At 69.7% G+C, this 12,606-nt stretch carries 14 protein-coding genes; 11 read left to right on the forward strand and 3 right to left on the reverse strand.

What is annotated here, in order from left to right; all coding sequences use genetic code 11:
* Nucleotides 1–4: 4 nt before the first annotated feature.
* The 11 genes from ACFOYY_RS23260 to ACFOYY_RS23310 all read left to right on the forward strand — a co-directional run bounded on the left by ACFOYY_RS23260 (nucleotide 5) and on the right by ACFOYY_RS23310 (nucleotide 9,959).
* A complete protein-coding gene (locus ACFOYY_RS23260; protein ID WP_386191936.1) occupies nucleotides 5–367 on the forward strand; it encodes a YybH family protein in 363 nt (120 codons plus the stop codon).
* 1 nt (nucleotide 368) lies between these two features.
* Nucleotides 369–1,163, forward strand: coding sequence for a hypothetical protein (locus ACFOYY_RS23265; RefSeq protein ID WP_386191939.1), 795 nt, complete (start codon nucleotides 369–371; stop codon nucleotides 1,161–1,163).
* Nucleotides 1,160–2,539, forward strand: coding sequence for a phenylacetate--CoA ligase family protein (locus ACFOYY_RS23270; protein WP_386191941.1), 1,380 nt, complete (start codon nucleotides 1,160–1,162; stop codon nucleotides 2,537–2,539). The genes ACFOYY_RS23265 and ACFOYY_RS23270 overlap by 4 nt, the downstream gene beginning before the upstream one ends.
* Nucleotides 2,517–3,260, forward strand: a complete 744-nt coding sequence (locus tag ACFOYY_RS23275) for a HalD/BesD family halogenase (protein ID WP_352014360.1) — start codon at nucleotides 2,517–2,519, stop codon at nucleotides 3,258–3,260. The genes ACFOYY_RS23270 and ACFOYY_RS23275 overlap by 23 nt, the downstream gene beginning before the upstream one ends.
* A gap of 24 nt (nucleotides 3,261–3,284) precedes the next feature.
* Nucleotides 3,285–4,313 (forward strand): glycosyltransferase family 2 protein, encoded by a 1,029-nt coding sequence (locus tag ACFOYY_RS23280; RefSeq protein ID WP_362778411.1) that lies wholly within the window; start codon nucleotides 3,285–3,287, stop codon nucleotides 4,311–4,313.
* Nucleotides 4,310–5,545, forward strand: coding sequence for an ATP-grasp domain-containing protein (locus tag ACFOYY_RS23285; protein WP_386191946.1), 1,236 nt, complete (start codon nucleotides 4,310–4,312; stop codon nucleotides 5,543–5,545). The genes ACFOYY_RS23280 and ACFOYY_RS23285 overlap by 4 nt, the downstream gene beginning before the upstream one ends.
* Nucleotides 5,515–6,201, forward strand: a complete 687-nt coding sequence (locus ACFOYY_RS23290) for a hypothetical protein (RefSeq protein ID WP_352014363.1) — start codon at nucleotides 5,515–5,517, stop codon at nucleotides 6,199–6,201. The genes ACFOYY_RS23285 and ACFOYY_RS23290 overlap by 31 nt, the downstream gene beginning before the upstream one ends.
* Nucleotides 6,202–6,203: 2 nt before the next feature.
* The gene (locus ACFOYY_RS23295; RefSeq protein WP_386191949.1) at nucleotides 6,204–7,481 is read left to right on the forward strand and encodes a phenylacetate--CoA ligase family protein; all 1,278 of its coding nucleotides are present in this window, start codon (nucleotides 6,204–6,206) and stop codon (nucleotides 7,479–7,481) included.
* A complete protein-coding gene (locus ACFOYY_RS23300; RefSeq protein ID WP_362778417.1) occupies nucleotides 7,478–8,722 on the forward strand; it encodes a hypothetical protein in 1,245 nt (414 codons plus the stop codon). The genes ACFOYY_RS23295 and ACFOYY_RS23300 overlap by 4 nt, the downstream gene beginning before the upstream one ends.
* Nucleotides 8,723–8,726: 4 nt before the next feature.
* On the forward strand, nucleotides 8,727–9,743 hold the full coding sequence (locus ACFOYY_RS23305; RefSeq protein ID WP_352014366.1) for an NAD-dependent epimerase/dehydratase family protein: 1,017 nt from the start codon (nucleotides 8,727–8,729) through the stop codon (nucleotides 9,741–9,743).
* 87 nt (nucleotides 9,744–9,830) lie between these two features.
* Complete coding sequence (locus ACFOYY_RS23310; RefSeq protein ID WP_386191952.1) at nucleotides 9,831–9,959, forward strand: hypothetical protein; 129 nt, start codon at nucleotides 9,831–9,833, stop codon at nucleotides 9,957–9,959.
* 58 nt (nucleotides 9,960–10,017) lie between these two features.
* Here ACFOYY_RS23310 and ACFOYY_RS23315 read toward each other — a convergent pair whose 3' ends face one another.
* Genes ACFOYY_RS23315 through ACFOYY_RS23325 form a run of 3 tightly spaced genes read right to left on the reverse strand, consistent with a single transcriptional unit; the run spans nucleotide 10,018 to nucleotide 12,597 of the window.
* Entirely contained in the window at nucleotides 10,018–10,776 is a 759-nt protein-coding gene (locus ACFOYY_RS23315) for an enoyl-CoA hydratase-related protein (protein WP_352014379.1), read from the reverse strand.
* A 37-nt stretch (nucleotides 10,777–10,813) separates the two neighbouring features.
* Complete coding sequence (locus tag ACFOYY_RS23320) at nucleotides 10,814–11,308, reverse strand: hypothetical protein (protein WP_352014380.1); 495 nt, start codon at nucleotides 11,306–11,308, stop codon at nucleotides 10,814–10,816.
* Nucleotides 11,305–12,597 (reverse strand): NAD(P)/FAD-dependent oxidoreductase, encoded by a 1,293-nt coding sequence (locus tag ACFOYY_RS23325; protein WP_386191956.1) that lies wholly within the window; start codon nucleotides 12,595–12,597, stop codon nucleotides 11,305–11,307. Before ACFOYY_RS23325 ends, ACFOYY_RS23320 begins: the two co-directional genes overlap by 4 nt.
* Nucleotides 12,598–12,606: the final 9 nt, after the last annotated feature.

Genomic DNA, 12,606 nt, shown 5'->3' on the forward strand with positions numbered 1-12,606 from the left:
AACCATGGAGTTTCCCCAGGCGCTTGACGCGCACCTGACGGCGATCCGCTCCCGTGACCTGGACGGATACCTGGAGACCGTGCACCCGGACGCGACGGTGATCCTGCCGAACGGGACGTTCCTGCGGGGTAGGGACGCCGTCGCCGAGTTCCACACCTCGTGGTTCGGCGACCCCGACTGGTCGCTGCGGACCGAGACCGTCCGCATCTCGACGGCGGGTGAGTCGGCGTTCGCGCTGCTCTCCGTGGTCTACGACGACCTGGACCCCGAGGGCAAGCCGTACCAGAAGGAGTACTACCTGACGCTGTACTTCACGCTGGTCGAGGGCCGGTGGCTGCTCCTGCACGACCAGAACACCTTCTGCTGACATGTGGACTCGGGGGTTCTCGGAAAGGGCCTGGGAGCGGGGGTGCCGGGAGACGGTGGCGCGGGCGTTCGCGGCCGTGCCGTACTACCGGGAGATGTGGGCCGTGGCGGGCGCGCGGCTCGACGAGCCCGAGGCGACGCCGGTGACGCGGCTCGACACGGTGCTCGACCGGCTGTATCCGCTGGACGCGCCGTACGTGCGGCGGCGGGAGGAGCCGCTGTGGGTCGGGGAGCCCGCGGAGCTGTTCGAGGCGCTCGAACTGACCGGCGCCCACCGGCGTGACCTGCCGCTGTTCGAGGTACGGACGTCCCTGCTGGACTGGGAGCGGATCGGTCCCGGCGGGGGGCGCTACCACGTCGTGCTCAGCGCGTCCGCCGAGGTCGCCGACCCGGAGCTCCGGCAGGGGCAGTTGCGGGCGCTGCGGGAGGCCCGTGATCCCGGGCTGCTCGCCGACGCCGCGCAGCTCACCGAACTGGACGGCGGGACGGCCGGGGCCCGGGTCTTCCTGCGCCGCTCCCCCGGCGAGGTCGTCGAGGACGGTGCGGCCGCAGAGGTCACCGAGGTCGTGCACGACGAACGGCTCGGCTACCTGGGCGCACGGCACCGGGGCTGTGGCCGTACGCACCTGAACTGGCGGCGGGTCCACGCGCGGACCGGTGGGTCGGGGCCGCTGTTCACGATGACGCGGCGGCGCAGGCCGACGCTGGCGAACATCACCCTGCCCGGCACCACCCACCTCACCGTCGGCCGCTGCGCCGAGCACGGCACGCCGACCCTGGACGGGGGGTCGCGATGAGCAGGCTGCGCTCGACGATCAGTCTCGCGCCCGTCGCCTACAACCTGGCCATGATCCGCAGGCAGGAGCGCCTGCCCCACGCCGAGCAGCTGCGGATCCAGTCCCGGCTGCTGCGCGAGCTGGTACGGCACGCCCACGCCGACGTCCCGCACTACCGCAGGACGCTCACCGCCGCCCAGGTCGAGGGGGTGCGCACCGCCCACGACCTGGCCGGCCTGCCGACGCTCGACCGGATCACCCTGCACGACGCCCCCGCGCGGGACATGCTCGCGGCCGGTTTCACCACGGAGAACACCCGGGCCGCCACGACCAGCGGTTCCTCCGGCATCCCGATCACGGTCCGCAACTCGGAACGCGACCTGGGGTACCTGCGGGCGACCTACCTGCAGGACATGCTGGCCAACGGGCTGCGCCCGACCGACCGCATCGCCTACTTCCGGGTCATGTCGTTCCTGCGGCACCCGCTGGAGCGGTTCGGCATCCTGCGCAACCACCACATTCGCACCGACCGGCCGCTGGACGAGCAGGTCGAGGCGTTCCTCGCGGCCAGGCCGACGTTCCTGATCGGCTTCCCCAACGTCATCGCCAGCATCGTGGACGAGCTGAAGCGGCGCGGTATCACCCACGAGGGCGTCAGGACCGTGCTGTTCGGCGGGGAGCGGCTCACCCCGACCGCCCGCGCCCACATTCTCGACTACTTCGGCGCCTCCCACCGGGAGGTGTACGCCTCGGTCGAGGTCTTCACGATCGCCCGTACCTGCCCGGCGGGCAGCATGCACCTGCGCACCTCCGACCTGGTCGTCGAGGTCGAGCACGACGACGGGACCGTCTCCGTCGAGGACGGCGTCGGGGAGATCCTGGTGACCAGGCTGCGCAGCGAGGCGATGCCGCTGATCCGCTACCGGCTCGGTGACCGGGTGCGGATCTCCCCCAACGACTGCCCCTGCGGGGTCGCGACCACCCCGATCGTGCGGGAGGTCGTCGGCCGCAGTGAGGACCGCATCGTCGCCGCCGACGGCAGGCGTTACTACGGCGACTTCATCTCCACCGTCATCCAGGACTTCTCCCAGGTCGTCCGGCTGCAGATACTCCAGCCGCGACCGGGGGCGGTCGAGGTGCTGGTGATCCTGTCCGGGGACGCGCCCGACGACGTGACAGCCGACATCGAGCGGGAGGTCCGGCGCAGAGCGCCCGGCCTGGACGTCACCGTACGGCGCACACATCGGATCACTCCAGAAGCCAACGGAAAGATCAAGCTTGTGAAGGTGCTCACTCCCACCGGAGAACGTGTGCCTTCCGGGGGTCCTGCCTCAGCGGAGGGCGGACCGTTACCACAGAAAGGTCGGATGTCAGATGTCGCTGAAGGAAACGATTGACCAGCGTCTCGCCGAGCACCTGGAGACCACCTACACCGACGAGCACGCCGTGCGTAAACTCTCGCAGCACTTCCGCCGCGAGGGTTACGTGAAGCTGCCCGAGCTGGTCTCCAAGGACCTGTTCCAGGAGGTCAGCACGGAGGTCCACCGGCTGCTCGACCTGCACGAGAAGCGGATCGACATCCAGCTCGCCGAGACGGGTAACTCCCCCCGTTACATGAGCACGATCAGCCAGCAGGCCATCGCCAAGGACAGCGAGCTCATCCCCGCCGTCTACGAGTCGCAGGCGCTGATGGGTTTCCTGTCCAGGATCGCGGCCCAGCCGGTTCTGCAGTGCCCGTGGGAGGAGGAGAAGTACATCGCCATCCGCCAGCACAAGCAGGGTGACACACACGGCTGGCACTGGGGTGACTTCAGCTTCACCGTGATCTGGATCATCGAGGCCCCGGAGGCCAAGTACGGCGGCCAGCTCCAGTGTGTCCCGCACACCGACTGGAACAAGCAGGACCCGCGCGTCGAGGAGTACCTCCAGGCCCACCCGATCAGGACCTGGGGACACGTCACCGGCGACCTGTACTTCCTGCGGTCCGACACCACGTTGCACCGCACCATCCCGCTGAACGCGGACAAGACCCGCATCATCCTCAACACCTGCTGGGGCAGTGAGTCCGACAGCAAGAAGGAAGCCACCCACGAGACCATGCACGCGATGTTCGACTGACCGATGGCCGACTCCGTGCGTTCGATGGACACACGGGTGAAGCGGGGGGCGGGCCGTGTCCCGCCCCCCGGCATCACCGCGATGGTCCCCTGCTACAACGAGATCGCCTGCGTCGATCGTGCCTACCGGGAGATCCGGGCCGAACTGTCGAGGTACGACGACGTCGAGCTGCTGTTCGTCGACGACGGCAGCACCGACGGCACGCTTGAGGCGATCAAGGGGTTCGCCGCCGAGGACCCCCAGGTGAAGTACATCTCCTTCGCCAGGAACTTCGGTCTTGAGGCGGCCTTCTCCGCGGGGTTCAAGTACGCCTCGAAACCGTGGACGGTCCAGTTCGACGCCGACCTGCAGTCGCCGCCGCACGAGATGCACCGTCTGGTGGACAAGGCGCTCGAAGGGTACGACGTGGTCTTCGCCGTACGCGAGAACCGGCAGGACCCGTGGCACCGGCGGCTCGGCACCTGGGCTCACCAGACGATCGCCAGGAAGTGGCTGGGCATCGAGCTGCCCCAGGGGGCGTCGGTGTTCCGGATCGTCCGCACGAGCGTGGCGCACAAGGTGGTGGACAGCAGGCTGTCCACGCCGTACTTCATCGCCACCGCGCCGTTGCTCGGCGCCCGCTACACCACGTTGCCCACCGCGCACCAGCCCCGCCTCGACGGCCAGGGCAAGTGGAATCTGCGCAAGCTGTTCTCGCACGCCGTCGAACTGTTCTTCGGGTTCTCGTTCCGGCCGCTGACCTGGCTGATCGGCCTGTCCGCGGCGGTGATGGCCATCGGTACGGCGGTGCTCGCGCTGGCACTCGCCGGGGGGCTCGGGGCCGTCGCGGTCGAACTGGCCGGGCTGACGGCCGTACTGGTCACCCTCGCCCTGCTGATGGTGATCGCGCGTTACCTCGTGCGGGTGATGCGGGTGCAGGCCATCGGCGTGCCCCGCTACCAGATCCGGGAGGCCAACATCCCGATCCGCGCGCAGGAAGCCCTCTACGGCTACGAGACACCCGACGTCAGCGGTCACTTCAGGGAACCAGAGGTCTGGGAGGACGCCAGTTGAGAAACCTCATCGTGCTCGGCGGGGGCGAGGACCAGATCCCCGCGTACCGGGAGGGCCGCAGGCTCGGCTACCGGGTGATCGGCGTCGACCAGCGCCCCGACGCGCTCGGCGCCGCCGAGGCCGACCACTTCCTCTGCATGACCAGCAGGGACCCCGAGGGCATCGCCCGCGCCCTGGGGCCGATCGAGGTCGCGGCCGTCATCTCCCCCGCCAGCGACGCCGCCCAGGAGTCGGTCGCCGAGCTGAGCCGCATCTACCGGACCGCGCACCAGGTCGCGCCGGACGCGCTGCGCTGCTCGGTCGACAAGGGCTTCTTCCGTGAGGTGGTCGCCCGGGTCGGGCTGCCCACCTACCGGCACGTCCAGCACGACGACGTGGACGGCCTCATGGCGGCGGCGGCCGAACTGGGCTACCCGCTGATCGTCAAGCCCGCCGACTCCTCCGGCAGCAAGGGGATCACCGTCCTCGACGACCCCGCCGACCTGCCGGGGGCGATCGAGCACGCCCGCAAGTACTCCTTCTCCCGGCAGGTGATCCTGGAGGAGCTGATCGAGGGCAGGCACGGCGCCGTCGAGTGCTTCCTCGCCGGGGGCGAGCTGGCGTTCATGGCGGTGACCGACCGGGTCATCACCGGGCCGCCCGCGATGATCAGCGTGGCGCACACCGTCCCGGCCGACCTCGACGAGGACGTCCACACGCGGCTGCGCGAGGCGGTCGTCGCGATCTGCGCCGAGGTCGGGCACCGGCAGGGGCCGGTCAACCTCGACTTCGTGCTCACCCCGACCGGCGACATCCACCTCATCGAGATGGGCGCCAGGCTCGGCGGCAACGGCATGCCGCTGATGGTCAGGCACGCCTTCGGGCTGAACACCGTCGAGGCCGCCATCCGGCTGGCCCTCGGCGAGCCGCTGACGATCGACGTCACCGAGCACCGTACGGCGACGCTGCGGATCCTGGCGGCCGAGACCGACGGGACGCTCACCGCCGTCGAGGGACTCGACGCCCTGCGGCGGATGCCCGAGGTCGTCGAGGTGCAGGTGTTCAAGGCACCCGGCGACCACGTGAACGCCTACACGCAGGCGGGACACAAACTTGGCTACCTGGTGATGGTGGCCGACACGCGCGAGGCGCTCGACGAGGCCGTCGACCGGGCTCTGCGCACCCTCCGATTCGAGATCGAGCCTGACACGAGAGGTCAACGATGCTCCCCCGCAAGCCCCTCGGCTTCCTGATATTCGTCGCGCTGGCCGTCGCCGCCGCCGCCTTCGTCTGGTTCGGCCTGCCGCACGACCGGGAGGTGAAGTCACTCGGGCTGTTCCTGGTGAAGCTGCTGCCGTTCGTCTTCGCCACCGAGGCACTGGCCAGGCTCGACGTGGAGTGGGCCAAGCGGCTCAAGCTTCCGCTGATCACGCTGCCGGTGGCGTTCCTGGTGTTCTTCCTCTACTTCGTGCCGAAGATCTTCTTCTACGGCGGTGTGGAGACCGGGACCAGGGAGTCCTTCTACGCGCTGTACTACCACGTGCTCACGCTGACCCCGCTGATCATCCTGACGATCACGCTGGCCAACCGGCTCGGCGGCGGCACCGCGGCCCTCACCCGCAGGCTCGCCTACGGCATGCTGCTGCTGATGCTGTCCGGCCTTGAGGACTTCGCCTTCCTCACGGTCAACGACCACACCGACCCGGCCTACGCCACCATCCCCGCCGTGTGGGACTGGGCCTCGCACATGACCGTGTTCATCGGCCACCCGCCGACCAGGAACGAGGCCTACGCCTTCATCATCGTGCACGTCATCCTGGCGCTGCTGGTGTTCTTCAGCCCCCAGCGCTGGTGGGACGCGCTGGCCAACCGGGTCAGGCCGCGCGGGACGCGGTCGGAGAGCGCGTAACGATGCTGGTCCGGGAGGCGGCATACATACCGCTCACCATCGCCCGGCAGTACGGCGGCGCGGCCGGGCTGCGCCGCCGTCAGCTCAACGGGCTCAACCGGATGCTCGACGTGGCCCGTACCCGGGTGCCCTACTACCGCGACGACCCCCGCTACGCCGGAGGGCCGCTGCGGAACCTGGCCGACCTGGCACGCCTTCCGGTGCTGGACAAGCAGGTGCTCCGCGACGAGCCGCTCGAACGCATGCTCGCCGACGGCGTCGACCTGGACGACTGCCTGTCCTTCCAGACCAGCGGGAGCACCGGGCGCCGGGTCAGGATCGTGCACGACCAGGACAGCCACGACTACCACATGGCCGCCTGCGTGCGCCGGTTCCTGGCGACCGGCCGCTACCTGCCGACCGACCGGCTCAGCCACATCCGCCCGTTCGCGCCGCCGGCCCGCATGTTCGAGAGGTTCAACCTGTTCCGCAGGCACGTGATCCTCTCCAACCGGCCGATGCGGGAGATCAAGGCGGAACTGCTGGCCAACCGGCCCAAGGTACTGATCGGCTACCCGGTCCACCTGCGGGCGCTGCTGCGGGCACTCACCCCGGAGGAGATGGCACAGCTGCGCCGTACGCTGCGGATCGTCATGACCGAGTCCGAACTGCTGCTGCCCGAACACCGGAAGCTGTTCCAGGAGCGGTTCGGCGCCCCGGTCTTCGACGAGTACTCGGCGTTCGAGGTGCTCAACGTCACCTACGACTGCCGTCACGGCCGCGCCCACCTGGGTGAGGACCGGGTGTACTGCGAGATCGTGGACGACGACGGCGCCGTGCTGCCCGACGGGGAGCCGGGCAACGTCGTCGTGACGGCCTTCCTCGAACGGGCCATGCCGCTGGTCCGCTACAGGCTGGGCGACATCGGGTTCATCTCCCCGGAGCGCTGCCCCTGCGGGCGTCGTTTCCGCACCCTGCGGCTGACCACGGGGCGGAGCAACGACTACGTCACGCTCCCCTCGGGGGAGAAGCTCTACCCGGACGCGTTCCTGCACCTGGCCGCCACCCATCCCGGGGTCAGCGAGTGCTTCGTGCACCAGGACGCGACAGGCCTGGTGCGGGTGCACGTGGTCCCGGCGGACGAGGCGGGCGAGGAGGTGTACACGACCGTACGGCAGAAGCTGTTCACCCTGGCCGGAGGGGAGTTCCCGCTTGAGGTCGTGCCCGCGGAGACCGTGCGGATCACCGTCGGGGGAAAGGGAAGGTTCGTCACCTCCGACTACGCCGCCCCCCTCACATGAGGCTGCCGGGAACTCCGAAGACACGGGCCCTGGTGATGCTGCTCGGCGGACGGGCGGCGTTCCGGGGCACCGTGCTGCTGTCCAACCTGGCGTTGCTGGCCGCCTGGGGGGCGAACGGGTACGCGGACTACGCCCAGGCCATGGGCAGCATGATGTTCCTGGCCCCGCTGGCCTCGATCGGCATCGAGAAGTGCGCGCTGAAGCTCATCCCGAGGCTGCGACCGACCGTCGCCTCGCTGCTGGTCGGCGTCTTCGTCACACTCTGCGCGCTGCTGCTGACCGTGGCGCTCACCGTGCTGGCGACCACGGTCGCCCTCGGCCACTCCGGCCACTGGGCGACCGCCGGGCTGGCCGGGCTGTACGCGATCTGCGTCGGCCTCACCCAGGTGATGGTCGGCCTGTCCAGGGCCCTCGGCAAGCCGAAACGGGACGTGGCCGCCCATCTGACGCTCTGCGTGGCGCTGGCCTGCTGGACGGTCGTGGTGGTCGTCCTCAAGGTCTCCCCGGTGACGTTCCTGACGTTGACCGTGGCCACGATGGCCACGGTCAACGTGGTGCTGCTGGTCATGCTGCGGCCCCGGTTCGACGGGCTGCGGCGCCGTACGCTCGTGCGGGCCGCGATGCGGACGTCACTGCTGATGGCGATCCCCGACCTGGTCGGCGGCCTGTCGATGAGCCTGCTGTTCGTGGCGCTCTCGGTGACCGGCGCGCGGGCCGAAAGCACCGGCCTCTACATGGCCTCCGTCGCCTCGGCCCTGTTGCTGAACGCCTTCTCCTACCTGCTGCGCGTCCTGCAGCCCGACGTCTCACGCTCCCTGAACCAGCGCGACCTGACCGCGACCTACGACCGGCTGTCGCGCTGGCTGCGGCTGCTGGTGCTGGCCGGGGTGGTGTACGTGCCGGCCGTACTGGCGCTGGCGCTGGCGGTGCTGCGGCCGTACGGCGGGGCCGGGGTCGTCATCGTCTACGCGGCGTGCGTGCCGGTCATCTTCGCGGTCGGCAGCGCCAACTACGTGATGGAGAACGCCAGCGCCGGGGCCCTGGCCGCGACCTCGGCGGGGGCGGCCGTCTCGCTGGTCGCGGTCGGGGCGCTGGCCTTCTCGATCGTGCCGTGGGCGGGCGCGCTCGGCGCGGTGACCGTGCTGGCCTTCGGCGAACTCGTCCACGCCCTGGTCATCCTGCGCTGGCTGCGCACCCTGGACAAGCCCGCGTCTCACATCCTCATCGGTGAAAGGAAGTAGTCCCATGACCTACACCTCGCTCGTCACCGGGGGTGCCGGGTTCATCGGCTCCCACGTAGCGGCCGACCTGCTCCGCGCCGGTCACCGGGTCGTGGTGCTCGACGACCTGTCCGGCGGGACCGCCGGGAACGTCCCGGCCGGCGCCCACTTCCACCAGGGCGACATCTGCGACCCGGGCGTGGTCGACGCCCTGTTCGCCGAGTGGAGGTTCGACCACGTGTTCCACCTGGCGGCCTACGCCGCCGAGGGACTCAGCCACTTCATCAAGCGCTACAACTACACCAACAACGTGGTCGGCAGCGTCAACCTCATCAACGCGGCCGTCAACTCCGGCAACGTCCGCTGCTTCGTCTTCACCTCCTCCATCGCCGTGTACGGCCACGCCGAACCGCCGATGACCGAGGACCTGATCCCCTCGCCGGTCGACCCGTACGGCATCGCCAAGTACGCCGTCGAGCAGGAACTGAAGGTCAGCCACGAGATGTTCGGCCTGCCGTACATCATCTTCCGCCCGCACAACGTGTACGGCGAGCGGCAGAACATCGGCGACCGCTACCGCAACGTCATCGGCATCTTCATGAACCAGATCCTGCGCGGCGAGGAGTGCGTCATCTTCGGCGACGGCGAGCAGACCAGGGCCTTCAGCCACATCGACGACGTGGCGCCGCCCATCGCCCGCTCGATCGAGAACCCCCGGGCCTACGGGCAGACCTTCAACATCGGGGGCGACACGCCGTACACCGTCAACGAGCTGGCCGAGGCGGTCGCCGCGGCGATGGGTGTCGAGGCGCGCGTGCGGCACGTCGAGGCCAGGCACGAGGTCGTGCACGCCTTCTCCTCGCACGACAGGGCCCGCGAGATCCTCGGCGTCGGCGCCGGCTCCGTCCCCCTGTCGGAAGGCCTCACCCAGATGGCCGCCTGGGCCAAGAAGCACGGCCCCCAGGAGCCCTCGATCTTCTCCGGCATAGAGGTGTCCAAGAACATGCCCCCGTCCTGGCGGTCCGTCGTCACCTCCGACTGACCCTCCTTCCCCCGAAGCGCCACCTCCGCGTGGCGCTTCGGCGTTTCTCCGGTCAGGAGCCGAGGTGTCGCGGTACCTTCCCTCGCGATGACCGACGAGGACCCGCTCACCGCCGCCATCCGTACCCAGATGAAACTCCTGGACGGCTCCCTCCTCGCCGGCCTGTCCCCCGACCGCATCGACGAACTCGGCGGCACCGGCGACTGGGAGCGCTAAGGCGACTGTTCCGCCTCCTGAGGAGGGGTGAACAGCCTTCTCAGGAGGGCGCGGGCGGTCAGTCGCCGGTGAATTTTGGGGTTCTGCCCTCCTGGATGGAGGCGAAGCCCTCCCTCAGGTCCTGGGTGCCGAACATCAGTTGGTAGCCGCGGCGTTCCAGGGCTATTCCCGCCTCGAAGGAGGTGTCCAGGCCGAGGCGGACGACCTCCTTGATCTGCCGTACGGCCAGCCTGGGGCGGGAGGCGATCAGGGCGGCCAGTTCGACGGCCCGGTCGATGGCGTTTCCGGCGACCACCTCGGAGACGTAGCCGAGCCGGTGGGCGTCGTCGGCGCTCATCGGGGCGCCGGTGAGCAGGGCGTACATCGCGTTCTGCCGTCCGATGGCCCTGGGCAGGCGCTGGGTGGCGCCACCGCCGGGGACCAGGCCGATGGTGACCTCGGTCTGGGCGAAGCGCGCGTTCTCCGCGGCGATGACGAAGTCGCACTGGAGGATGAACTCGTTGCCGCCGCCGAAGGCGTCGCCGTTCACGGCGGCGATCACCGGCTTGCCGCTGTACCAGAACGCCTGGTGGGTGTAGGCGCGGATCGCGCCGACCACGTCGCGTCCGGCCTGTTCGCCCAGGTCGGCGCCGACGGCGAAGACGGTGTCGCCGCCGGTCAGGACGATGGCGCCGACGTCGTCGTCCTTGTTGAGCTCCTCGACGGCCGCGGCGAGCAGTTCACGTACCTCGGTGTTGAGCGCGTTGCGCACCTCCGGCCGGTTGAGCCGGATGATCGCGACACCGTCGCGAGGCCTTTCGATCTCGACAACTGCCATGGGTGTCTCCTGGCCTTTCCTACGCCCGGCGAGGGCGTCAGTGATGGGACTCGAAGGTGTCCATGTTGGGGTTGTTCCTGAGCTTTCCGAAGATCTCGGAGCCGGTGTTGATCCAGTGCGGCGCCTCGGGCGTTCCGGCCTCTCCGTCGAGGTCGGCGACGCCGATGAAGCAGACCATGAACCAGATCAGTTCGGCGGCGAACATCTCCGGGTGTCGCTGTGGATCGCGTCCGCCGACCCGCCGGGACCACTCGGCCATGGCCGTGTCCAGGTCGATCCGGAAGCCGAGGGTGTCCTCGGGGACGTCGGTGTCGTGGAAGATCACCAGGATCCGGTCCTTGCCGTCCTCGACCGTGTGCCGTACCTCCTCGAAGGTGAAGGCGGGCCAGAAGGGACGGTCGTGGAGGTACTCGTCCTCGGTCGGCGTGTGGGGGGCGCGGCGGTTGGTGCGGTAGCGGTCGCTCAGCAACGACCACATGTTGTCCCTGATCACCTCGGGCAACGCCCGGTCACCGGTGGATTCGCCGTTCACCGTGCGTACACCTCCTCACTCGTCGTTTCCCCGGCCGGAGGTGCTCCGGTTGAAGGGTCTCCGGCCGACGAACCCCCTGCTGAAGGGGCTTCGGCCAGTTCGGCCTGGATGCGGGCCTTCATCCGCATCACCGCGCGGGGCGCGTTGACGCCCGCCGCGGCGACGATCCGGCCCCCGCGGAGGTAGGTCACGAACGGGTACCCGCCCGCCCCTGCCTCCTCGACGTGGACCTCGTCGTGACCACGGGCGTGGCCGACCATCTGGTACTTGAGGCCGTACTGGTCGGACCAGAAGTAGGGCACGTCCGCGAAGGCGGGCGGCCGCCTGTCCTCCTGGCCGGCCAGCCAGCTCTCCACGGCGTGCCGTGCCTGCGCCGAGGCGTTGCTCCAGTGCTCGACCCGCATCCGGTGCCCGAACAGGGGGTGGCGCCAGTTGGCGACGTCCCCCGCGGCGAGGATGTTGGGCCGCGCGGTGCGCAGCGTCTCGTCACAGCCGAGGCCGTCGGACAGGTCGAGGCCGCAGCCGTCCAGCCAGTCGCAGGAGGTCACCGCGCCGAGCCCGAGGACGACCATGTCGGCCGTGCTCTCCCGCCCGTCGTCGTAGGTCAGCGTGACCGGCCCCCGCGGCCCGGCCGACGACAGGGCGGTGACGGTCGTGCCGAGGCGGGTGGTGACGCCGTTGGCGTGGTGCTGTTCCAGGCAGAACCGGCCGAGTTCGGCGCCGAAGACGGCCTCCATGGGCAGTTGTCCCTGCACGATCAGTTCGACCGGCAGTTCGCAGGAGCGCAGGGAGGCGGCCATCTCGCTGCCGACCAGGCCCGCGCCGACGACCACGGTGCGGGGCCGTACGGCCAGCCGTTCCTTGATCCGTTCGGCGTCGGCGAGGGTGCGCAGGCTGTGCACGCCGGGCAGTCCGGCGAACGCCCTGGGCACCCTGGCGTTGGTCCCGGTGCAGACGAACAGGGCGTCGAAGGAGATCCACTCCTCCTTGGAGGCCCGGGTGACGAGGACCCGGTCGGCGTGCGGGTCGAGCCGCGCGCAGACCGCGCCGTCCATGATCCGCGTTCGCGGGCCGTACGGCCGTTGCACGGGCAGCCGGATCGTCTCCGCGGTGACCTTGCCCTGGATGAGTTCCTTGGACAGCGCGGGCCGGGAGTAGGGGGCCGTGCCCTCCTGGCCCCGTACCCAGACGATCCGCCCGGCGAAGCCGCGCCGTTCGAGTTCGGTGACCACGGTGTGGCCGGCGAGGGAGCCGCCGGCCACCACGATGGTCTGTGAGGTGTCGCCCACCACGGTCGA

Source organism: Streptosporangium jomthongense (genome assembly GCF_042650425.1).
GTDB lineage: Bacteria > Actinomycetota > Actinomycetes > Streptosporangiales > Streptosporangiaceae > Streptosporangium.